This window comes from Psychrobacter sp. 1U1 (assembly GCF_051847535.1).
Taxonomy (GTDB): domain Bacteria; phylum Pseudomonadota; class Gammaproteobacteria; order Pseudomonadales; family Moraxellaceae; genus Psychrobacter; species Psychrobacter saeujeotis.
Genome location: NZ_JBPYDD010000004.1, coordinates 220400 through 243582 on the forward strand (window position 1 = coordinate 220400; position 23183 = coordinate 243582).

Here is a 23183-nt window from a genome sequence, read left to right on the forward strand (position 1 = left end):
ATAGTTTATCTTGCTAATCTATCGCGATTGTAACGGATTGTCAGCTAAGACGATAAGCATGATTTGTAAAATACCCTATAAAATACTGAATTAAAAATCAAACAAAAAAAGGCCTTGAAACCAAGACCTTTTTTAATTCAATTAATAGATATTATTTCATCAATAGCTCATTGACGCGTTTAAGATAAGCCGCTGGATCTTCAAGCTGACCGCCATCTGCTAATAACGCTTGATCAAAGATCACTTGCGCAAGGTCATCAAATTGCTCGCTGCTCTCAAGCTTTTTGATTAGCGGGTGCTCAGGGTTCACCTCAAGCGTGGGCTTGCTCTCTGGTACTTCCTGCCCCATTTGCTGCAGCATTTGAATCATTTGTGGCGACAACTCACCCTCACCTACGACCAAACAAGCTGGACTATCGACCAGACGCGTCGATACTTTGACATCCTTAGCTCGATCACCAAGCGTCGTTTTTAACTTATCGACAACTGGCTTCATGGTTTCTTGTGCCTTCTCAGCCTCTGCTTTTTCTTCATCGTCCTGCAAGTCGCCTAAATCTACCGCACCTTTTGCAATGTTCTGCAATGGTGTTTCATCAAACTGCGTCAAGAAGTTCATCGCCCATTCATCAACGCGGCTGGTCATCAAAATAACTTCGATGCCTTTTTTCTTAAATAGCTCAAGTTGTGGGCTATTTTTTGCAGCAGACAAATTGTCGGCTGTTAGATAGTAGATGGCTTTTTGTCCATCTTTCATACGCGCTTTGTAGTCCTCAAAGCTGGTCGCAACCTTATCGTCAGTGCTGGTTGCATAACGCAGCAATTTAGCAATACGCTCTTGGTTACCCATGTCTTCGCCAAGACCTTCTTTGATCACATCGCCAAACTCACTATAGAACTGGGCGAACTTTTCTTGCTTGTCATTATCTTCGCTATTGGCAAGGCTTGCGAGCATGGTGAGGATTCGGCGCGCGTTACCATCACGGATAGATTTTACATCACGCGACTCTTGTAGCAGCTCACGGCTGACGTTCAATGGTAGGTCTGCTGAGTCGATAACCCCTTTCACAAAACGCAAGTACATCGGTAGCAACTGCTCAGCATCATCCATAATAAAGACGCGTTTGACATACAGCTTAAGACCATGCTGCTGCTCACGCGTATACAAATTCATCGGCGCTTTTTTGGGAATATAAAGCAGTTGCGTGTACTGTACACGGCCTTCAACGCGGTTATGCGTCCAAGTTAGTGGCTCATCCATGTCATAGGTGATGTTCTTATAGAAATCGACGTACTCATCATCTTCAATCTCAGATGCTGAGCGCGTCCATAGTGCACTAGCCTTGTTGATGGTTTCCCACTCATCAGTAAGTACCATTTCACCGCCAGCAGGTGCGCTGTTTTCTTCTGAATCGTCACTGTCATCAGCGACATCTTCTTGCCAAACTTCTTTACGCATCTGAATGGGCAAGCTGATATGATCTGAGTATTTATTGACCAAACGCTTGATTTTACCGCGATCAAGGTAATTGTCTTCGCCTGCGCTATATTCTTCTTTTAAGTGCAAAGTGATGGCAGTGCCACGCTGTGCTTTGTTGATTGTCTCAACGGTAAAGCTACCAGTACCGTCTGATATCCAGCGCACACCTTTATCCGCAGGCTCACCTGCTTTACGTGATTCAACGCTAATCTTATCTGCCACGATAAAGCCTGAGTAAAAACCAACACCGAACTGTCCGATCAATTGACCATCTTGCTTTTGCGACTCAGACAGCTTATCTAAAAATGCTTTGGTACCCGACTTGGCAATCGTTCCTAAGTTTTCGATGGCATCGGTTTCATTCATACCAATACCGTTATCAGTAAAGGTAATGGTTTTAGCATCGGTATCGACTGCGATACGGATTTTTAATTCCCCATCGTCTTCATAAAGGCTGTCATCATTGGTTGCTTCAAAACGCAACTTATCACAAGCATCAGAGGCGTTTGAGACCAGTTCACGCACAAAGATGTCGGCATTAGAATACAGCGAATGGGTCACCAAATGTAGTAACTGCGCCACTTCTGCTTCAAAAGTATGTTTTTTTAATTCAGGGGTACTTTCAGTAGCGGTACTGCTATTAGCATTAAGATTATCCGTATTTTTATTATCCGCTTGGGCCTGCTCACTCATAAAAACTCCTATTATTTATACCAAAAATGCTGTAGCCAGCATAGATTAATCACAAGAACATCAAGTACCAGCAGATGAGCGCAACTTATGCACAAAACTGCGCGGTAAATACTGCTAGGCTGATTAATCAAATAGGGGCATGGGCAAAAATTTCAAGTTCAAATAACCTAAAAACAATTATTAGTCGTAAAAAAACCGCCCTAGTTTTCTAAGGCGGTACTTTTAGATAAATTCATACAATTTGCAGTCTATAGACAACTAGGCAGATGACGTGCAGGATCTGTATCCCGCGCTGCCATCGCATCTTCGACGGTCATGCCCAGCGCCTTGGCCACGCCTTCGCCATAAGCAGGATCACACCAGTTACAGTTGCGAATGTGCCGATACTTAATAAAGTCTAGAGCATCACCCATTGCTCTTGCAGTATTGTCGAACAACATCTGTTTTTTCTCATCATTCATGAGGTTAAACAATGCGCGTGGTTGACTAAAGTAGTCGCTGTCGTCTTCACGAAAATCGTAATGCTTGGCATAACCATCAATCTTGAGTGGTGGTTCAGCATAGTCAGGCTGATCTTGCCACTGTCTAAAGCTGTTAGGCTCGTAGTGCGGTAGGCTACCATAGTTGTCATTGGCACGGCCTTGGCCATCTCGCTGGTTACTTGTCACAGGACAACGTGGTTTGTTCACTGGAATTTGCTTGTGATTGACGCCCAAACGATAGCGCTGAGCATCGGCGTAGCTAAATAAGCGAGCTTGTAGCATGCGATCTGGTGAAGCGCTGATACCTGGTACAAGATTATTAGGTGCAAAAGCCGCTTGCTCTACATCTGCAAAATAGTTGGCAGAGTTTTTATTTAATTCAAACTCACCCACTTCTATTAGTGGATAATCGCCTTTTGGCCATACTTTAGTCAAATCAAAAGGATGGTAAGGCGCTTGATCCGCCTCTACCTCTGGCATGATTTGCACATACATTTTCCATCTTGGAAAGTCGCCGTTATCGATAGCATTGAGCAAATCTTCTTGATGGCTTTCGCGGTTGCTTGCGATGATATCAGCGGCCTCAGCATCGGTTAAGTTCTTGATACCTTGCTGAGTGACAAAGTGAAACTTCACCCAAAAGCGCTCATTATCACGATTGATAAAGCTATAAGTGTGCGAGCCAAAGCCGTGCATATGCCTATACGAAGCTGGCAAGCCGCGATCACTCATCGTAATAGTCACTTGGTGCAAAGACTCGGGCAATAGTGTCCAAAAATCCCAATTATTGGTCGCAGAACGCATATTGGTACGTGGGTCGCGCTTTACCGCTTTGTTTAAATCTGCAAACTTGCGCGGGTCACGGACAAAGAATACTGGGGTATTGTTACCTACCATATCCCAAACACCCTCTTCGGTATAAAACTTTAGCGCAAAGCCACGAATATCACGCTCAGCATCGGCTGCCCCGCGCTCACCTGCAACGGTACTAAAACGCGCAAACATCTCAGTCTGCTTGCCAACTTCGCTAAAAACTTTGGCCCGAGTATATTTAGTAATATCGTTGGTAACAGTGAAAGTACCGAACGCACCAGAGCCTTTAGCGTGCATACGACGTTCTGGAATCACCTCACGATTGAGATCAGCCAGCTTTTCATTAAGCCATAAATCTTGTGCCAGTAATGGACCACGCTTACCTGCGGTCATACTATTTTGGTTATCTACCACTGGGGCACCATTGCTCATGGTGAGCTGGGTAGGATCATAAGGGCATCTTTTATCGCTCATTGTAGGGCTCCTTTAAGGAATAAATTAGAGACTGACATCCATCATTGCATCTTATATATGACTTATATATGACTTATTGTCTTACTAATTCCTATTAGAACCGATTTTCAACTATTAGTATAATAAATTAAACGCATGTTTCCGTTTTGATTTTTAGAACATAAATTGGCTCTTAACATAAAATGGGTCCTTCATGGTACTCAATTTGAGTCAAGTCGACCAACTACATGTCAGTTATAATTAGTGCGGCATTGGGCGAATCGTCAAAATCTGCTCACTGCGACCAAAAGGCCCATGTACATCATGCAATACTGCACTGGTCAGTCCTATCCCATCATCGCCGTACTGTTGCACCGCTTCGATACCAAGCCAGCGACCTTTCGGTGCGCGATGCATATGAATTTGCAAATCAGTATTTGGGAACATCCATTGAGCAGCTGACAGTTCTATGCCAAGTCGAGGTACGACGCCATTAGCCGTGTCAACCATACCCAAAAGATGGACCAAGTCATCAGTGGGTTCACCTGCTACCATTTCGATATCATTGGTTATCCAGACCATACCCTTGCCTGGCCGACGCTCTGGAGCAGCGACCAACCGCACGCTTTCAATAAAACCGCCCGGCCAACCTTTCATATCTCCCCAAACAGGCAGCTCGTCTGGCTGATGCAAGGCCTTCTGATCTTCTAGTCCTGCGACAGCACTGGTATCTTGAGTCATCAAACGCCAAGCGCGCGCAATAATACAATTACGACCACGACTACTCATGACTGCTTCTATTAATTCAATAGTCTTGCCTGGACGAATACAACGGGTAGTAACAGTAAACTCATCAAGTGGAATCAGTCCCAAGATATCAAGACTAATACGAGCAACTCGCATATTGGCTTGCGGTACAAACTTTTCCAATTCGACAGTCAATAACCCAGTCGCTGGCGCCATATGCTGCTCATGCTCGTTCCAAGCGCCTTGTGCATGCTTGGTTGGTTGATAGTGTGCCACGCAACTACCATCGGCTTGTTGCTCGCGGTTTATAAATTTATAGTAAGCTGACATAACCATCCTTAGTTTTTGAATGTAGTATTTTTAGATATAGTGTTTTTAGATGTCGTAAGGTTGTGTAACCTATAGAATACTCGAGCGTTGATCTATTTTTACGCCCTATTTAGTAAACTCTTGTTTTTTCATCCTAAGAATCTTGCGGCTCTTTATCATCAAGAACAATAAGAAAATGACAGTGGCGATTAGAAGTCCGTAAAAAAGATTGTATTCTTTTATAAAGTGCACTGTGTTTAGACCAAGCAACATGACCAGCAGCCCAATGACAAACATATTAACTGTTAATTGTCTGTTAATCTCATCAAGTGTCGCCTCTGACAATACAAATCTTTTTTTCTGTTTTTTCATGTCCCTTGGCCTATTTACCTACTTGGGTAACTGGGATACGTAACGCTTTTGGCAAACTAAACGTCACGTTTTCTTCGATACCTGACAACTCACTGGGCAAATCACCACCCCAGTCTTGAAGCTGTTGTAGTACTTCTTGAATTAACACTTCAGGTGCAGACGCGCCAGCAGTCACCCCAACACTTTCAATCCCCTCAAACCATTGACGATTCATCTCACTGGCATTATCGATCAAATAAGCGCGGCAGCTCATACGTTCTGCCAATTCACGCAGACGATTAGAGTTCGATGAGTTTGGTGAGCCTACCACCAAGACGACTTCGCAGCGTCCAGCCAAATCTTTGACCGCGTCTTGTCGGTTTTGAGTGGCATAGCAGATATCATCTTTGCGTGGCCCTTGAATACTAGGAAATTTGTCGCGTAATGCATCGATGACACGCGCGGTATCATCCATTGACAGCGTGGTTTGGGTAACAAACGCTAAACGTTCGGCATCTTGTACCGTCAATTCTTTGACATCGCCCTCGTTTTCGACCAGATGTATTTGCCCGCCATGACGACGGTTAAAGCGTCCCATTGTACCTTCAACTTCAGGATGACCGGCATGGCCGATCAGCACTGCATCCATACCATCCTGCGCAAATCTTGCAACCTCAATATGTACCTTAGTGACTAGTGGACAAGTGGCATCAAATACGGTCAAATCACGGCGTGTTGCCTCATCTTCAACGGCTTTTGAGACACCGTGCGCTGAGAAAATAACGATTGAGCCATCTGGCACTTCATTGAGCTCCTCAACGAATACAGCACCGCGATTGGCTAAGTCTGAAACCACAAACTTGTTATGTACAACTTCGTGACGTACATAAATAGGGGGCTCAAAACGCGTTAATGCTTCGTTAACAATCGCAATTGCGCGGTCCACACCAGCACAAAATCCGCGTGGATTGGCAAGATAAATTTGCATAAGACGGCCTATCATTAGATAATTTAGATTCTAAACTTGAATTCAAAAAATTAGAGTGGAACAATACGCTACTTTAGCATAATTTGCTTTTATTGCCTTCTAAAATACCATAGTCGCAATCGTCATAACTTTGACAGGATTACTCATCAATACGATGATATCAAAAGCAATTTATAACTATTAAAGTAGACGTAATTGTTATTAGTCGTACTTGCTATCGTTTTACATGATGGCATTTTCTTTTTTTACCAGTCTTTATCTGCTTACTTATTTGATTACTCATTTATTACTAGGACACACTGTATGACAGGTTCATTGTTTATTATTACTGCAGCCTCTGGTACTGGCAAGACCTCACTGGTCAAACAGTTACTTGCTACCACCAACGATCTGACTGTCAGTGTCTCTCATACTACCCGTCAGCCGCGACCTGGGGAAATTGACGGTCATCATTATCACTTTACTAGTGTCGATGTTTTTACTAAAGCTATCGCTGAAGGTCAGTTTTTAGAGCATGCAGAAGTCTTTGGCAACTACTACGGCACCTCAGAGCAAAGTGTACGTTCGCAACTAGAAGCAGGCGTTGATGTTATTTTGGAGATTGATTGGCAAGGGGCGCTGCAAGTCAAAAAGATATTTGCTGAAGCAATCATGGTGTTTATCTTACCGCCAAGTGTGGCGACATTGCGTCAACGTCTATCGACACGTGCGACAGACAGCACCGACGTCATCGAACAGCGCTTAGCAGGTTCAGTGAACGAGATGTCGCAATATGTACATGCCGACTATGTGGTGATTAACGACAATTTTGAGGTGGCGTTAACAGAGCTAAAATCTATCATCGTAGCAGATAGACAAACGCTAAGACGTCAACAGCAACGCTATAGTCGCGTCATTACAAACCTATTGTCAGACCCAGCTGACCAATCATAAGTCGATTGATTAGTGCTGTGGTATTTAGAATATAAGGTATAAAAAGCAACTGCGCGTTTGAGTAAATAAATGCTATAATAGCCAATTATTGACCCTTATATTTTTGATACTATTTTTATTAAGTGGCGAGCTATATTCGTTACTGATAAAAACAACCGAGGTAGCTATTTATGGCACGAGTAACGATTGAAGATTGCTTAGAGAATGTTGATAATCGCTTTGAATTGGTATTGGTTGCCAGCAAACGTGCTCGTCAGCTTGCAAAAGGCATTGCCGAGCCGTTAGTAGAAGTCGACAACGATAAGCCGACTGTATTGGCATTGCGTGAAATTGCCGCTGGTAAGATTACTCGCGATATCCTAAATCAGCCAGAGCACAACTTTGCCACAAGCTCACTAGATTTAGCCTTGTCAGGCGATCATAGCTTCTAGCGTGATATAGTCTTGTTTTTGTTTGAGCGGTCGCCATATATTCTATATGACAGCTTAGATAAAAACACTACAACATAGATTGCAGTAATAAAAACCACAGTGTCATGCTGTGGTTTTTGCCGTTTATATCTGCTGTATTTTTCTAAACGATTGTTAATCATTTATGTTCACGGACAGCTTATATCAATGATTGTAGTTTTAAGATATTTAAAGTGTCTATGCGCTTAGTAGTTGACATTTAACGCAATTTACGATTAATTAGAGGGTGGCGTCGCAGTAATAAAAATAGAAAGACTTTGTAGCTGAGCTATCTTTACAAGCATAATTTTCATGGCGACAACCGTACAACTCATATCCATATAGAATTAGCATTAGCATTAGCATTAGCATTAAGCCATCAGATGTATAAAAACTGGTTGAGTAATAATTCCCAGTCATGTCACGAACAATAGGATCGCCACTCTATGAGCCAAACCTTACCCAAACTCAGTCACCATCTGGTTGATGAAGCTCAGTATAACTTACTGCGTTCGGTTGGGTATTTATGTGCAGCCGAGCGTCGCGACATTATAGATGCTTGTGCCTTTGGTGATGTTGCGCACATAAAAGACCGGCGCAAATCAGGTGAGCCTTATATTACTCATCCTATAGCGGTCGCTGAAATATTGGCCGGCTTTCGGCTAGATCGAGATACGATCATCGCAGCAATCTTGCATGATACGGTCGAAGATACAGAGGTTAGTGATGAGCAGATTGAACAGCGCTATGGCAAAATTGTCGCAAGACTGGTCGATGGCGTCACCAAGCTCAAATCCTCTACTCACAACAAGCAGCAAAACAAAGCCGCTACTTTTCACAAAATCCTCACTGCAACTTTAAATGATCCACGCGTGCTAATCATTAAGCTTGCCGATCGTCTGCACAATATGTCAACGCTTGATGCGGTTCGTCCTGAAAAGCAGCGCGCTACCGCCCAAGAGACCTTGGATTTTTATGTGCCATTTGCACGCTTGATGGGTCTCAACGATATTGCTGATTACATTGAAGTCTTATGTTATCGCAATCTTAACTCTGATATGTACAACAAGTTATCTGACAAACTGTTGCAGCATGGTCTTGGACGTAATTTTCAAAGAGAAGCTATTCATCGTTATCTGACCATAGTTCTTAATAACTTGGGGCTTGGTGGTCATGTAAAGGTGTTAGATAATCGCGTGGCTATATATCGACAGTTCTTCCGTAATCGCGGTGAAATCAATGCCCTACTTCGCCATTATGCATTTGAGATTGTGCTGGATAATATTGAAGCTTGTGACAAGCTGGCATATTATTTGATTAAAAAGTATCAAATCGATGACTCACATATTGAAGACAATATTCGCAGACCTCTGCCCGGCGGCAATCAATCGCTCACCCTGATTTATGAACGTGATAACGATTTTGTGAAAGTCACTATCTTGACCAAACAGATGCAAAATGCAGCCAGGCTTGGGGTTATCGGTGCAGAACATGCGTCTGACGTGAGTCAATCCGTCATTCAAGCTTCATTACGCAATATGAAAGACTTGGTTGATGAGGATACTTTAGATGAGAACAGCCCTGACTTCACCGCGGCCGTCTCTACCATTAACGAGCTGATGGACTATCTGCATTCTAGCAAAATCATCTGTTATAGTCCGCAGGGACGTGCTTATGAGTTACCACAGGGGGCAACAGCGCTAGACTTCGCTTACGCTGTCGGGCCTATGGTCGGTAACGTAGCGGTTGGGGCCAATATTGAGGGTAAAAAAGCCAAGCTGGGTACGGTAGTCAAAAACGGCCAATTGGTCGGAATCGAAGTCAATAGTCACTCAGAGCCAAAAGCTGAATGGCTTGGGTTTGTCGTGACCAACAAAGCCCGTGAAGAGATTTTACGGTGGTTTAAAGACTTATCAGCGGCTGATAAACAGCATCATGGGCAGCAAGCTTTGGATCGCGCATTAAAGACCTACCAAAAGAACCTCGACGACTTGACGGATAATGATTGGCAAAATCTTATCGAATGGCGCGGCTTACCAGAGAAAAGCGCGCTTTTTGAACAAATAAGCTCTGGCACCTTGCTACCACAGCTTGTAGTGTCACGTTTGTTCAGTGATGAAGTCAGCAATTTACAGGCTCAACGACCCCACAATGGTATGGTACAACCGCAGCAACTGATTGCAAATGCCACCGGTGTTGAGATTGATTTTGCTAATTGTTGTCATCCTATCTATGGTGACCCTATCGTTGGACATCTCTCACGTCATGGCTTGGTTGTTCATCGTCATAAGTGCTTCTCGCTTGATGATATCCGTAAAGACAATCCTTATCAGGTCATACAGTTACGCTGGCGTAGTGATAAAGCGATCAAACAAAGTGAAGAAGATGAGCAAAATGGAAAGATTCGTTTTCCAGCTTACCTAAAACTGTCGATTGCCCTTAGCGATGAACAAATCAGTGAAGTTATCTACCACTTGCGTCAGCTTAATATCGGCGTCGAAACTGTCGATGTACGTAGCAGCGACACCATCGTTCACGTCATTGTCCGTAGCCGTGATCATTTGGCGCAAGGTATTCGTGAACTGCGCTCTTTACTCGGCTTTCCTAATATCGTACGCCTATATCAGCTATAAGCGTACAAGCGCGCGTTACTCTTTGTATGAATTTAAAAAAATCCAAAATAGTGCTAGACTCTCCTGCTAACTTTTAGCAAAAACTCTTGCAAACTAAACCAGTAAAAATAAGACAAGGATACAACATGAGCCGTCAAACCATCCAAACTGATAAAGCGCCAGCAGCTGTTGGTACCTATTCACAAGCCGTAAAAGTTGGTAATACCGTATATATCTCAGGCCAGCTTGGTTTTGACCCTGAAACGATGGAATTACGTGACGGATTTGAAGCGCAAGCCAAGCAAGTATTTGCTAACCTAAAGGCCGTTTGTGAAGCTGCTGGTGGTAGCTTAAGCGATGTGGTGAAGTTTAACGTATCCTTGACTGATTTAAGTGACTTTGCTGTTTTAAATGAGGTCTTTGTCGAAAACTTAAGCGAGCCGTACCCGGCCCGTGCTGCCGTACAGGTTGCTGCGCTACCAAAGGGTGGCGTCGTTGAGATTGAAGCCATTTTATATATTGAATAAACTGTTATATCATTCGACTTAATGCTTAAATGATTAAGTCAAAAAATATACTTTTTAAAAGATAACTATAGAGTAAGCCCAAATATGTTTATTTGGGCTTATTGCTATCTCTCTTTTTAATACAATAATCTAAATATCCAAATATCTAATCTAAAAGCTATATATCAAAAAGCTAAGGGTGCATTTTATGTTGGTACAAGTTGCTCTACCCGTGCCCCTTTATCGGGTATTTGACTATAGCGTATCAACTGATAACAACATCTCATCAAACGTCTCTTTACCTCAGATTGGTAGCCGTGTCGAGGTATCATTCGGTCATCAAACCCTAATCGGTATTGTAATTGCTCATATCGCTAGAGCCGATAGCAATGTACCTAGCGGTAAGCTTAAACCTATTAATAAATGCTTAGATGCTGAGCCTATTTTAAATGCCAGTATGTTAAAACTTGCCTATTGGCTTGCGCGTTATTACCACTATCCGCTCGGTGATGTTCTAGCCGTTATCTTGCCAAGCCTAGTGCGCCAAGGCAAGCCGTTGGACTTACTGATTACACATTGGCGAATTTTGCCGCATGTAAGCGAAGATGACTTTCATGCCAATGCAAAAAAACAAAAGCAGCAGTTTGATATGCTCAAACTACATGGCGCGCGCGGTGCTAGTGAAGATGTACTGTTATTAGAAGGTATGGAGCGCGCCTTTTTAAAGACTTTAGAAGAAAAAGGTCTGATTGAGCGCTATATTGAGCCAAAACAAGTGCCGTCTCCTGTCACGTTAGCGAAAATGCCCCTTGATCTAAACGAAGAACAGCAGCAGGCGGTCAGCGCTATCATCGCTACTCATCAAGCTCAGCGCTACACAGGTTTTTTATTAAATGGCATTACTGGCAGTGGTAAGACCGAAGTTTACTTGCAAACGATGCAAGCGGTACTTGAAGCTGGCAAGCAAGTTTTGATTTTGGTGCCAGAAATTGGCTTAACACCGCAGACGCGCGCCCGTTTTGCCAGTCGGTTTGCCGCTCATATTGTGTTGTTGCATTCTGGTATGAACAATACTCACCGCTTGCAAGGCTGGCAAGACTGCCGCACAGGACACGCTCAAATCATCATCGGCACGCGATCAGCAGTGCTCTACCCTTTTGCTAACTTGGGGCTGATCGTCGTTGATGAGGCCCATGACGGCTCGTATAAACAACAAGATACACTGCGTTACCATGCTGCTGACGTCGCACTCTACCGCGGTGTACAATACAATATCCCAGTCATACTTGGTACCGCTACTCCTTCTCTTGAACATCTAAAACTGGTCGATGATGACAAACTGGTAGAGTACCAGTTACGGACACGGCCAGGTAATGCCAAACCTGCGCCCATGCAGCTTATTGATGCGCGCTTGCAAAGTACCCATCAGCAGACGACGGACGATGGCGCACGCTACGATACAGGACTGACAGACGCCATGATTGGGGCAATACGACAAACGCTAGAGGCTGGCGATCAAGTATTGGTGTTCCTAAACCGGCGCGGCTATGCACCTGTCTTATTATGCGAAGCTTGCGGCTGGCAAGCAGATTGTCCGCGCTGCGATGCCCATCTGACCGTTCATTACAATAGTCAGTCTCAATATAGCTCATATCTAAAATGCCACCACTGTGACTGGCAAGCTTATATTCCAACCATTTGCCCTGATTGTGGCAGTCAAAACTTGGATGCCAAAGGTATAGGTACGACAAGGCTAAGCGAAAATTTGCACGCGATTTTTGCCAACCCGCAAACCAGCAAAGAGCTGTACCCTATTATTCAAATCGATCGTGATACTACACGGCGCAAAGACAGCTGGGAAAATATTTATCAGCGTATCAATCAAGGCAATCCTGCTATATTGGTTGGCACGCAAATGGTCGCCAAAGGTCATCATTTTCCAAACGTTACCTTGGTTTGCTTACCCAATGCCGATCGCGGCTTTTTGTCTGCGGACTTTCGCTCGCCTGAGCATACAGCGCAGTTAATGATTCAGGTAGCAGGACGGTCAGGACGTGGCAATAAAGCAGGACGCGTGCTGATTCAAACATTGCAACCAGACAACGATTTGCTATTAAAACTGGTAAAAGACGGTTATTTATCATTTGCGCGTGAGCTATTGCAAGAGCGCAAAATGATGGGATTGCCGCCTTATACCCATGCCGCGTTGATTCGCTGCGAAGGAAAAACTCTCGTCAGCACTAGGCAAGCACTCAAAGATGCCATATCTATTCTTCCAAATGCACACAACTTGGCAGTATTAGGCCCCATCGATGCACCTATGAGTAAAAAAAATAGTCGCTACCATGCGCAGCTGTTATTACTTGCCAAAGAGCGCCAGCAGCTCCACCATGTATTAAGTCACTGGTGGCAACCAGTACTGGCGCTACCCAGCGCTAAATACCTAAAACTGACTTTAGATATTGATCCCATTGGCTGGTAGGCTTACACCTCAAACTTATCACAGTTTACTCTTATTATTCTTAGGCTACTAAACGTATAGTCAATTCAAAATAACATGATTATAAATGGTTATAAATTGAAGAGTGCTACTGGAATGAATTTTGCGCAGCCTCTGTGATAACAGCACGCAAGGAAAATTTATACCAGTAGCACTATGTCATTTTTACAGTGAATCGACTATAGCTTACTGGCTTCATTTTTACCTCGTCGTTACAGCTTCTAATACCCGACTATGTTAGATTTATTATCAGTCATCAGAGTTATTTGTTATAAATTTTAATAAGTTTGAGTATCGTTATGAGTCAAGAAAATCCCAATCATAAGCAAAAAAAGCACTTGCCTCCAAGTGAGCATATTGATGTGTATAAAAAGGACGATAGTAACTATACTCCCGACAATCAAGACACCCATGATCATGATGAACATTTAGAGCAGACTACCGCACCGCGAGATACCAAAGGCTATCAGCGCACATTACTTATTAGCTTTATCATTATTACTGGTTACATGTTTATCGAAGCAATTGGTGGGTTGCTGACTGGAAGTTTGGCGCTACTCTCTGATGCAGGACACATGCTAAGCGATGCCATTGCCCTTGGTGCGACCTTGATGGCATTTAAAATCGGCGAAAAAACAGCCACGCATCAAAAGACCTTTGGGTATAAACGCTTTGAGATTATCGTAGCCACAGTTAATGGTGCGACGCTGGTAATTATCGCCTTAATGATTTTTTATGAAGCGATCAAACGCTTTAACTCGCCGCCAGAGATTGCTACCCAAGGTATGCTGATCGTCGCGACCATCGGTATGCTAGTCAATATTTTAGTTGCTTGGCTGATGCATCGTGGTAGTAGCGGTGGCGATGGGCACGCGCACAGTCATGGATCAAATAAAGATAAAGCAAATAAAGACAGGGTAAAAATCGGAAGCTCTGACACAAAAGAGCCTGTTAATCTCAATATGCAAAGTGCTTACTTGCATGTACTAAGTGATTTAATGGGATCCATTGCTGCTATTGTTGCCGCGCTATTAATGATGGGATTTGGTTGGGTTTGGGCGGATGCAGCAGCGTCTGTCATTGTCGCCATACTTATCTTAGTGAGTGGCTACCGCGTCGTACGTGATTCGGTACATATCTTGATGGAAGGCACACCAAAAGGCATCTCACTGGTCGATGTTGAAGACAAACTGCTTGCCCATCCACAAGTAAAACAAGTCCATGACCTGCATGTCTGGAGCATCACCAGCGGGCTAAATGCGCTATCTTGCCATGTGATGGTCGATGGAGATATGAAAATCTCGGATGCCAGCGTATTGATTGCCAATCTTGAACAAGGTTTGTTAGCGATTGGTATACATCATGCTACCATTCAGGTTGAAAGCTTATCGCACCCGCAGACCGAAACCCATAGTGATGCGCTGGTTTGTGATGTCTCAGAACGTCCTATAGATAGTAATAGTCATATTGGGCATAGTCATTAACAATAAGTCTTGAGCATTGCTGTGATTTATTTCATTCTATAATAAAGAACTTCTTCGTTTATTACTTATGTTCAGACTAATTCGGTAGTTTTTTTCAAAACCTTAGTTGTACGATTTAAAAAAATAAGCTTTAAAGGGGGTTATATGGTTATAATATCGATATAAATCCTCTATTTAGTATACTGATTGACATTGGTAAGCAGACTTATTAGTATTTTTTTAACCTACTTATTGACGATATAATCCTATGTCTAGACGCTCGGCGCCCTTTGTCGCCCCAGACTATATTGACAACCCTACGTCAAAAGATGGCAAAAAACACGCCAAGGTTTTGCTATCAACGCTGCAAGAAGACATTGCTAAGTTCCGTGACGAGCAGTTTCCGCCTGACATTTTACGTCAAATTCGCGACATGCCCATCTATGAAGGCAACTTAGCAGAAGTCCAAGCATACCAACAACGTTGGCAAACTTTGCTTGAGCGTGCGATGGCGTTTTATCCTGCAGCCAACCTACCACCCGACTATCTACCACTGCCAGCCAGCCTTGAGATTCCCCAGTTTATCTATCATGTTCAGCGCCTACATCTCACTAAAACTCATGCCAAGGAGTCTAAAAGTTTTGGTTCGGTCGGCGCACTGACTGATAAATGCGGCGATTATAGTGCTGAGGATATTGCGCGTATGGCAGCAGTATTTGATAACGACGATGAGGCACGTTTAGTCGCTCACCGTGAGTTTATTGATCTGCGTGCGTATGTATTTTGCCGTGACAGAAAAGGTGAGATGTTAGAGCCTGAGCGTGTACGCTTCTATCGTACGGGGCTTATCGTTCATGCTTTGCCTGAGTTTAAAGTAATTGATAGCAGACAGACACCACGTAAACGTCGTAACGATGCCTATAGTAACCCGATAGCAGACAATGGCGTTTGGAAGATTTATCGTAAAAAATAACTGTATTGTTTTATTTACTATGTCGTTGATTATGTTTTTAAATTGATTGCTAAGGATTTTATATGTTCGCTGCCGCTGCCGGCTCTCCAAACTTGATGCTACAAGCCACCATATTTTTGGGTGCAGCGCTGCTTTTTGTCCCTCTCGGTAAACGCTTCGGTATAGCCACTGTCCTCGGTTACTTGATTACAGGACTAATATTAGGTCCAAGCGCGCTAGATGTGGCAGGTGATGCTGAAAGCTTGCTACACTTTTCTGAGTTTGGCGTGGTCATGCTGTTGTTCATCATTGGTCTTGAGCTGCAACCATCGCGTCTGTGGGCATTACGACGTTCTATATTTGTCCTTGGCGGCTTGCAAGTTGGGCTTACTGGCACATTATTAATGGTCATCTTGTATCATTTTTTCTCTTTACGATTGGATACCGCTTTTATCGTCGGCTTTGGTCTAGCCCTGTCATCTACCGCCTTTGTATTACAGATACTAACCGAAAAGCAGCAACTCTCTAGTACCCATGGTCGCGAAGCATTTACCATCTTATTATTTCAAGATATTGCCGTCATTCCATTACTAGCAGTAATTCCATTTTTGTCAGGTGTGCGCGAACAAAGCTACGATTTGATTTATTTTGCCAAAGTTTTTGCCGTCTTTGGTGGTCTTATCCTCGCTAGCCGTTATGTTATTCGACCATTTTTTAAATTTGTCGCATCTAGTGGTGCGTCAGAGCTACTGACTGCTGTGGCCCTATTTATCGTTATGGGCGTGTCTATTTTGATGGGACAAATCGGCCTATCGATGGCATTGGGGGCGTTTTTGACTGGTGTACTCTTAGCAGATTCTGAATATCGTCATGAGCTAGAAGCCAGTATTGAGCCCTTTAAAGGTTTACTGCTCGGTCTATTTTTTATGTCAGTAGGCATGCTGACTGATATTAAGCTCATCATGGCACATCCTGTATTTATCATAAGTTGTGCCGTGGCGTTAATGTTCATCAAATTCGCTGTAATTACCACTATTGCAAAGGTACTAGGCAATCGCTGGCCGACCAGTATCCGTCTTGGCGTGACCTTAGCTCAAGGTGGTGAATTTGCATTTGTATTATTTAACGTCGCTGCAACCCAAAACGTATTAGCGCCCGAAATGGAGAACACGCTAAATTTAATCGTGACCATTTCTATGGCACTCACCCCGCTTGCCTTCTTATTATTAGACAAAGTCGGTGAGCCTTTATTTGCTAAAAGTAAGCCTAGTCGCGAGCACGACACCATTCCCGATCATGAGCATCCTGTCATTATTGCAGGTTTTGGACGCGTCGGGCAGATTATCGGCCGTGTGCTACGTATGCATAATATCGAATTTACGGCCATCGAACGCTCGGCAAACCGAGTGGATTTTGTACGTAAATTTGGTAACCAAGTCTATTATGGCGACCCAAAAAACCCTGAGATTTTGCGGGCGGCTGGTATCAGTAAAGCCCGTATTTTTATTATCGCTGTTGATGATTTAGAGCGCTCTATCACCACTGCTGAGTATCTGCGCAAAAACTATCCTGATTTGGTTGTATTGGCGCGCGCCCGTGACCGTCAGCATTATTACCGTTTACGTGAGGTTGGCGTCCGTCATATCTGGCGTGAGACCTACTTGTCCTCGTTAGATATGTCACGCGAGTCCCTACAGCTGCTTGGTATATCACCTGAAAAAGCCCGCGATACGATTCAGACTTTCCGCGACTATGACGATGATTTGATTGAACGTCAGCAAGCTATCTATGATGATGAAGCAAGGATGATTGAATCAGCACAATCTGCAATGGCAGAGCTTGAAAGCTTGTTTGACGAAGATATTGGTAAAGCGCGCAAGATGGACTTAGGGGATTTTTATGAAGTACTTAAGAAACAAGCAACTCCAGTTGACGATGCCTCAAACAATGTTGCTACTGACCCCAAAGCCTAGCGGTTGTTGCAAACTTATCTAGGGTCTGCATATTATCGTTATATTACGTTCAGCTTTATACAATCTTAGCTATCAATAGTCCTAATGTGTGCATGTTCATTTTTAATTAGTTATACAGCGCTTAGGAGCCTGTTTTTCGTTAAGTGAACTTATACAGCTCCAGCTATCAGTATCTGGATTGTGGTGAAATACTAGCGTTTGATCATTTAGATAGCGTATAGGAAACTTGACGTTTTGAACGGTCGCCACGACTGCGCAGTCAGTCGCAGCTACCCCTTCTACTTGCGTAGTAACATGCATACGTACTTGCTGAGCATCGGTACTAAGTGGCAAGTTGGTCGGGCACACTCCTGTTTGCTGATAAATTAGCGCGACTCGATTTTGTGCATTTTTGGTGATGTCATACGCATCAAACAACACCTCGTTTTCTTTTTGCTTGGCAATGATTGGTAAAAACTGCACATTGATCACCATGAGCGCAAAAGCAAAGAACCCAAAGCCCAGTCCTAAACCAAATAAGCTTACCCCGCCCTCACGGCGTAGATGTGCTTGCTGTGCAGCTTCATCGCGCGGATGGTCATTGATAGCATCAGCAATCTCACGTCGCGCCATCCGGTAATAATAAGCATCGGTCCAGCGCGCCACCATAAATGACCAAAACAGCCAAATTATCCCAGCAATGCCAATACGTGTTGCCATCTGATAGGCATCTGGAATATAAGGCATCGCTACAAACTCAAACGTGACTAGCGCGATGACGATATTAAGTTGGATAAATGACCAGCCAGCCACACTATATACAAGCGCATCCATGTAACGTTTGCGATACAAGAGCCAAGGTAGAGTGATAAAAAATGCCGCCCAATGCCACTTAGGTGATAGGTATCCTTGCTGATCAAACTGTGCAAAACGCTTAAGGTAATAACCTTGCGTACGATGACCAATAAACCATTGGTCAAGCTGTTTACGTTTGAGAGGGCTCAGCTGTTCTTGATAAAACGGTGGTGGCGAATCCGTCTCAATAAATAACATAGCAGTAGGCTCTATTGACTGTTAAGGGTTTACGATTACTTGGTGTTTAGGTCGCTAAATAGCAGTGTGACGATAAATGCCCTTTATTATATGACAATAGAAAAGCAGATACGATGTACTTTAGTATAGGTCAACAAAATGATGTGGCGTCTATTAAAGCCTGCATGAAATACTTCAAACCAGATGATAGACCATCGGAAAAGACATGTATAACGGTTTAATCATAAATAAGTTAGTTGAGCATTCAAATATTGCACGTTCACACACAAGAGTATTTAACTTATAATACGCTCATACTCGCTACCCAATCGAATTTTACTGCTCCTATGAATGAACATTCTCACAACGATAGTCTCATCAAGCATGATACCGATGTATCAGCTAATACCGACACACAGACCAACGAGTCTATGACATCTGATACTGAAGCGCCTGATAACAAACATAAACGTATCGTCAATACCTTTATGAAACGCCGCACTCATATGAATAAAAATGCTGAGCTGGCCCTAACTGATCCAGAATTTACTCAGTATTTGGTCAATAATAGTTTCGGTGACGGCAATCTTGAAGGCATAAACGATCTGCGTTCATTATTTAGCGATAAGCCCAATGGCAGTGATGCGCCCCTTACCCTAGAAATTGGTTTTGGGCTGGGTGATTCGTTCATTGAGATGGCAGCGGCCGATCCTACACGTAACTTTGTTGGCGTTGAGGTACATGAGCCTGGTATTGGTAAGTGCGCTTATATGGCCGGTACGCAGAATTTAACCAATGTTAAAATCATCAATGGTGATGCCATTCAGCTACTAAAGCAGCTGCCAGAAGATCACATTGATCGTATCCAGCTTTATTTCCCTGATCCATGGCAAAAAAAGCGCCATTATAAGCGCCGTTTTGTGAGTCCTGAACGCATGGCTATTGTCACTCGTAGTTTAACGCAAGGTGGCTGGTTTCATACCGCAACTGACTGGGAGCATTATGCGTTTTGGATGGTTGATGTCCTAGACAATTTCGCTGGGCTTAGAAATCAAGCTGGTAAAGGTAATTTTACGGCGCGTCCTAGCTTTCGTCCAATGACCAAGTTTGAACGTCGTGGCCTAGAGCGCGGTCACGGCGTATGGGACTTAATATATATTAAGGACTAGATTCTTATACTTTCTTTGATGGTTTATATACAGCGGCTAATTAACTTAGCCGCTTTTTTGTAATGATTCGATTGATTCTAATGCTAAGCTTTATTGTATATTTATTCGCGATAACATCGCATTATTCTCTACGTGACTCTTAAGCACATTCTCATGATAAAAATAATGATAAAAACCCTTGCTATTTCTAGCGATTATTTTTAATAAAAGTATTTTTTACTATTTTAATATTTTGACAAATAAAGACTGTATTTGTCAGAATATGTTATGTTCTTTAGCGACGTGAAACATAGACATAAAAACAGAAAAATTAAAGCAATTTTCAAATATATTGTTCTTGAAAAAAAGGACTAGGAGGGTTAGACAACTTTTAGTATTAGCGCAAACATTGATAGCATAAGGGTTTGCTGAGTTTTCCCCATTCCCTGTGGATAAGTATGTGGATAAGTCACTACTTGACACGTATTTGACTTGATAAACTAATGGTTTAGGTAAAATTGGTTAATTTTTATACAATTTAAATAGATATATAAATCAATAACTTACATCTCAATAAAAGTAAAATTGACTTTTTATGAATTAATTTAAAAAATTTTGAATACCAATCGATGTTTCACAAACTCGACTCTGAAGCCTATTGTTTCCTGTGGACAACTCAATATTCTTGTTGACATCCTTCATTGTTAATGATTCTAATTTATCATAATAATGACAAGTTTTTCTACCCATTTAGACAATTAAATTACACTCTATCTCACACGACAGCTGTTGTCGTTTGATACCTTTCCTATCATGATGTTGCACCTAGATTTTGTTATAATCACTGCATCAACTCACACACCTACCAATCTTTTACTCTAAACTTCATTCTACTTCTATTGCTAGTATTATTTACTGTATAGTGGAACGAGATGTTTATATTGCATTTATTTAGACAACTACGATCTTAAAGATATGTTAAGACAGATGATCTAATAGGATATTTTCTGCACTTACCATTATACCTTCGAATTTTTAATTACTCTTTTATGAAAATTTATGACAAGGACTCCATTATGGACGACAACAAAGCCAAAGCACTTAAAGCGGCACTAGGTCAAATTGAAAAGCAATTTGGCAAAAATACTATCATGCATCTAGGTGATGATTCGGCAGCGCTTGATGTAGACGTTGTATCAACTGGCTCATTAGGTTTGGATATCGCTCTTGGAATTGGTGGTCTGCCTAAAGGACGTATTGTTGAGATTTATGGTCCAGAGAGCTCAGGTAAAACGACTATGACGCTGCAAGCAATTGCAGAGTGTCAAAAGCAAGGTGGTACTTGTGCTTTTATTGATGCAGAACATGCTCTTGATCCTGTCTATGCGCGCAGACTTGGCGTAAATACGGATGATCTATTGGTTTCTCAACCTGACAATGGTGAGCAAGCGCTAGAGATTACGGATATGTTGGTACGCTCAGGGGCAGTCGATATGATTGTCGTTGACTCCGTTGCTGCTTTGACACCGCGTGCAGAGATCGAAGGCGAAATGGGCGACTCTCATATGGGTTTGCAAGCACGTTTGATGAGTCAAGCTTTACGTAAGATTACCGGTAATGCCAAGCGCTCTAACTGTATGGTGGTATTTATTAACCAAATTCGTATGAAAATTGGTGTTATGTTTGGTAGCCCTGAGACTACCACAGGCGGTAATGCTCTTAAGTTTTATGCTTCAGTACGTATGGATATTCGCCGTATTGGTGCGGTCAAAAACGGTGATGAAATCATCGGTAACCAGACTCGTGTTAAAGTCATTAAGAACAAAATGGCGCCTCCATTCCGTCAGGCTGAGTTTGAAATCACCTATGGTGAAGGTACCAACCATTTAGCTGAAGTCATTGACCTAGGCGTTGAAGTTGGTGCTGTTGGTAAAGCTGGAGCATGGTATAGCTATGGCGATGAAAAAATCGGTCAAGGTAAAGCCAATTCAGTCATCTTCTTGAAGGAAAATCCTGAAATTGCTCAAGCTATTGAAGCGAAGATACGTGTCGAAAAACTTGGTGTTGTTGACAACAATGATGCATCAGACGCGGATGATGTGGATGAAAAATCAGACGCAGCGCCAGTTCAATAGTTATTGCATATATATTTTATTGATTAGCTGATTAATAGTTATGAAAATTAAAACATTAGCTGAAATTCTAGCTGAATCGCAGGCCGATTCAGCTAGTACACCTGCCTCAAAGTCAAAAACAGCCACTCAAAAATATCTGTCTAAAAATCCTGCCAAAAATAGAAGCTCTATCGTCAAGTCCAAATTTGCAAAATTCGGTCCTGAGCCTTCTTTATCAGTCAATGAGACGTTTGATGGTTTTAATGAATCTGACAACAAACTCCTACCCTCCTCTCATGGTCATACTGCTAAAACCAAATCCAAAAAGCGTAAGAAGCGTTTTCATCCAGCGGCTAACTTTGAACCTGAACCTAATACAGTACCTACCTATCAGCCGCCTAAAGCGCAAAGTATTAAAGAGATACTGGCAGAGGTTAAAAGTGATGTTCATGAAACTAATATAGACGATAAGTCTGACATAGAAGCCAAGTCAGCTGTAAATTACAGTAGTGACGATACAATTAATCATAATAACGAAGACAGCAAAGTAGATAGTCAAGCGGATAACTTACCATCTGCGTTAAAAGCCTACTTACGCACGCCTGAGCAGCGACAAGCAGATATCGATGCCATCAAAGCTGAGAGCCGCTTACGCTGGTTGGCCTTCTATTATCTCTCACGCCGCGAATATGGCAAAGCTGAGTTAAAGCAAAAGCTACTGGATAAAGAGCAAGATCCTGACAAAATCGATGCGCTGCTTGATGAGTTTGAGGAAAAAGGCTATCAAAGTGATTATCGTACGACCTTAATGCTAATTCGAGAAAGCATTCGTAAAGGTCGTGGACGCGGACGTATCAAGCAAGAGTTTTATCGTAAAAAAGTTGAGATGCCAAGCAATATAGATGAGCTTATTGATATGGCAAATGCAGAGTCTGATGAGTTCAGTGAGTTTATAGATGATAGTGCAGACAATTTGGTTGAAGGCGTGGATTGGCTAAAGCTAGCAGTGGTCGCTCGTACCAAAAAGTATGGTAATAACATCCCTACTGAACAAAAAGACAAGGCACGCCAACTACGGTTTTTGCAGTATCGTGGATTTAAGAGCGACATCTGCTTTGCCGCGCTCAACTATACGCTAGAAACGTTAGATGAACGCTTTTAACTGGCTTTTGTAGTCAACTTACTACTTATTGTTTGAAACAAAAACGG

17 protein-coding genes are annotated in these 23183 nt (G+C 42.7%); 11 read left to right on the forward strand and 6 right to left on the reverse strand.

Annotated features, from left to right (window positions below; all coding sequences use genetic code 11):
• Positions 1–151 precede the first annotated feature (151 nt).
• From htpG to ispH, 5 genes are all read right to left on the reverse strand, one after another.
• Complete coding sequence (gene htpG / locus ACS8FB_RS07625; protein ID WP_439261854.1) at positions 152–2170, reverse strand: molecular chaperone HtpG; 2019 nt, start codon at positions 2168–2170, stop codon at positions 152–154.
• Between the two features lie 248 nt (positions 2171–2418).
• Positions 2419–3939, reverse strand: a complete 1521-nt coding sequence (locus ACS8FB_RS07630) for a catalase (protein WP_439261855.1) — start codon at positions 3937–3939, stop codon at positions 2419–2421.
• Positions 3940–4179: 240 nt separating this feature from the next.
• The gene (locus ACS8FB_RS07635) at positions 4180–4995 is read right to left on the reverse strand and encodes a thioesterase family protein (RefSeq protein ID WP_439261857.1); all 816 of its coding nucleotides are present in this window, start codon (positions 4993–4995) and stop codon (positions 4180–4182) included.
• Positions 4996–5100: 105 nt separating this feature from the next.
• Positions 5101–5346: a hypothetical protein gene (locus ACS8FB_RS07640; protein WP_439261859.1), complete on the reverse strand. Its 246-nt coding sequence runs from the start codon at positions 5344–5346 to the stop codon at positions 5101–5103.
• Between the two features lie 10 nt (positions 5347–5356).
• Positions 5357–6313, reverse strand: a complete 957-nt coding sequence (ispH, locus tag ACS8FB_RS07645) for a 4-hydroxy-3-methylbut-2-enyl diphosphate reductase (protein ID WP_058369368.1) — start codon at positions 6311–6313, stop codon at positions 5357–5359.
• A 303-nt stretch (positions 6314–6616) separates the two neighbouring features.
• Here ispH and gmk point away from each other — a divergent pair, with 303 nt between their 5' ends.
• From gmk to ACS8FB_RS07685, 8 genes are all read left to right on the forward strand, one after another.
• Complete coding sequence (gmk, locus tag ACS8FB_RS07650; RefSeq protein ID WP_439261861.1) at positions 6617–7246, forward strand: guanylate kinase; 630 nt, start codon at positions 6617–6619, stop codon at positions 7244–7246.
• A 170-nt stretch (positions 7247–7416) separates the two neighbouring features.
• On the forward strand, positions 7417–7677 hold the full coding sequence (gene rpoZ, locus ACS8FB_RS07655; protein ID WP_058369370.1) for a DNA-directed RNA polymerase subunit omega: 261 nt from the start codon (positions 7417–7419) through the stop codon (positions 7675–7677).
• Between the two features lie 464 nt (positions 7678–8141).
• Positions 8142–10328, forward strand: coding sequence for a RelA/SpoT family protein (locus ACS8FB_RS07660; RefSeq protein ID WP_439261863.1), 2187 nt, complete (start codon positions 8142–8144; stop codon positions 10326–10328).
• A 125-nt stretch (positions 10329–10453) separates the two neighbouring features.
• Complete coding sequence (locus ACS8FB_RS07665) at positions 10454–10834, forward strand: RidA family protein (RefSeq protein WP_299217568.1); 381 nt, start codon at positions 10454–10456, stop codon at positions 10832–10834.
• A 187-nt stretch (positions 10835–11021) separates the two neighbouring features.
• Entirely contained in the window at positions 11022–13295 is a 2274-nt protein-coding gene (locus ACS8FB_RS07670) for a primosomal protein N' (protein WP_439261865.1), read from the forward strand.
• Between the two features lie 317 nt (positions 13296–13612).
• Positions 13613–14797: a cation diffusion facilitator family transporter gene (locus tag ACS8FB_RS07675; RefSeq protein ID WP_439261867.1), complete on the forward strand. Its 1185-nt coding sequence runs from the start codon at positions 13613–13615 to the stop codon at positions 14795–14797.
• Between the two features lie 247 nt (positions 14798–15044).
• Positions 15045–15749, forward strand: coding sequence for a hypothetical protein (locus ACS8FB_RS07680; RefSeq protein WP_439261868.1), 705 nt, complete (start codon positions 15045–15047; stop codon positions 15747–15749).
• 62 nt (positions 15750–15811) lie between these two features.
• On the forward strand, positions 15812–17701 hold the full coding sequence (locus ACS8FB_RS07685; RefSeq protein ID WP_439261870.1) for a monovalent cation:proton antiporter-2 (CPA2) family protein: 1890 nt from the start codon (positions 15812–15814) through the stop codon (positions 17699–17701).
• 102 nt (positions 17702–17803) lie between these two features.
• Here ACS8FB_RS07685 and ACS8FB_RS07690 read toward each other — a convergent pair whose 3' ends face one another.
• Positions 17804–18733, reverse strand: a complete 930-nt coding sequence (locus ACS8FB_RS07690) for a DUF2628 domain-containing protein (RefSeq protein WP_439261872.1) — start codon at positions 18731–18733, stop codon at positions 17804–17806.
• Positions 18734–19143: 410 nt separating this feature from the next.
• On the opposite strand from ACS8FB_RS07690, the gene trmB reads away from it, so the two are divergent.
• The 3 genes from trmB (at position 19144) to ACS8FB_RS07705 (ending at position 23136) form a co-directional block, all read left to right on the forward strand.
• On the forward strand, positions 19144–19881 hold the full coding sequence (gene trmB, locus ACS8FB_RS07695) for a tRNA (guanosine(46)-N7)-methyltransferase TrmB (RefSeq protein WP_439262136.1): 738 nt from the start codon (positions 19144–19146) through the stop codon (positions 19879–19881).
• Positions 19882–20936: 1055 nt separating this feature from the next.
• Positions 20937–21995 (forward strand): recombinase RecA, encoded by a 1059-nt coding sequence (gene recA / locus ACS8FB_RS07700; protein WP_439261873.1) that lies wholly within the window; start codon positions 20937–20939, stop codon positions 21993–21995.
• Between the two features lie 40 nt (positions 21996–22035).
• Positions 22036–23136 carry a regulatory protein RecX gene (locus ACS8FB_RS07705; protein ID WP_439261875.1) on the forward strand — a complete coding sequence of 367 codons (1101 nt, stop codon included), beginning with the start codon at positions 22036–22038 and terminating at the stop codon, positions 23134–23136.
• Positions 23137–23183 lie beyond the last annotated feature (47 nt).

What these genes read in the sequence shown, in the direction of transcription:
- htpG (WP_439261854.1), bottom strand. Translation starts at nt 2,170, where the DNA reads ATGAGTGAGCAGGCCCAAGCGGATAATAAAAATACGGATAATCTTAAT.
- ACS8FB_RS07630 (WP_439261855.1), bottom strand. Translation starts at nt 3,939, where the DNA reads ATGAGCGATAAAAGATGCCCTTATGATCCTACCCAGCTCACCATGAGC.
- ACS8FB_RS07635 (WP_439261857.1), bottom strand. Translation starts at nt 4,995, where the DNA reads ATGTCAGCTTACTATAAATTTATAAACCGCGAGCAACAAGCCGATGGT.
- ACS8FB_RS07640 (WP_439261859.1), bottom strand. Translation starts at nt 5,346, where the DNA reads ATGAAAAAACAGAAAAAAAGATTTGTATTGTCAGAGGCGACACTTGAT.
- ispH (WP_058369368.1), bottom strand. Translation starts at nt 6,313, where the DNA reads ATGCAAATTTATCTTGCCAATCCACGCGGATTTTGTGCTGGTGTGGAC.
- gmk (WP_439261861.1), top strand. Translation starts at nt 6,617, where the DNA reads ATGACAGGTTCATTGTTTATTATTACTGCAGCCTCTGGTACTGGCAAG.
- rpoZ (WP_058369370.1), top strand. Translation starts at nt 7,417, where the DNA reads ATGGCACGAGTAACGATTGAAGATTGCTTAGAGAATGTTGATAATCGC.
- ACS8FB_RS07660 (WP_439261863.1), top strand. Translation starts at nt 8,142, where the DNA reads ATGAGCCAAACCTTACCCAAACTCAGTCACCATCTGGTTGATGAAGCT.
- ACS8FB_RS07665 (WP_299217568.1), top strand. Translation starts at nt 10,454, where the DNA reads ATGAGCCGTCAAACCATCCAAACTGATAAAGCGCCAGCAGCTGTTGGT.
- ACS8FB_RS07670 (WP_439261865.1), top strand. Translation starts at nt 11,022, where the DNA reads ATGTTGGTACAAGTTGCTCTACCCGTGCCCCTTTATCGGGTATTTGAC.
- ACS8FB_RS07675 (WP_439261867.1), top strand. Translation starts at nt 13,613, where the DNA reads ATGAGTCAAGAAAATCCCAATCATAAGCAAAAAAAGCACTTGCCTCCA.
- ACS8FB_RS07680 (WP_439261868.1), top strand. Translation starts at nt 15,045, where the DNA reads ATGTCTAGACGCTCGGCGCCCTTTGTCGCCCCAGACTATATTGACAAC.
- ACS8FB_RS07685 (WP_439261870.1), top strand. Translation starts at nt 15,812, where the DNA reads ATGTTCGCTGCCGCTGCCGGCTCTCCAAACTTGATGCTACAAGCCACC.
- ACS8FB_RS07690 (WP_439261872.1), bottom strand. Translation starts at nt 18,733, where the DNA reads ATGTTATTTATTGAGACGGATTCGCCACCACCGTTTTATCAAGAACAG.
- trmB (WP_439262136.1), top strand. Translation starts at nt 19,144, where the DNA reads ATGACATCTGATACTGAAGCGCCTGATAACAAACATAAACGTATCGTC.
- recA (WP_439261873.1), top strand. Translation starts at nt 20,937, where the DNA reads ATGGACGACAACAAAGCCAAAGCACTTAAAGCGGCACTAGGTCAAATT.
- ACS8FB_RS07705 (WP_439261875.1), top strand. Translation starts at nt 22,036, where the DNA reads ATGAAAATTAAAACATTAGCTGAAATTCTAGCTGAATCGCAGGCCGAT.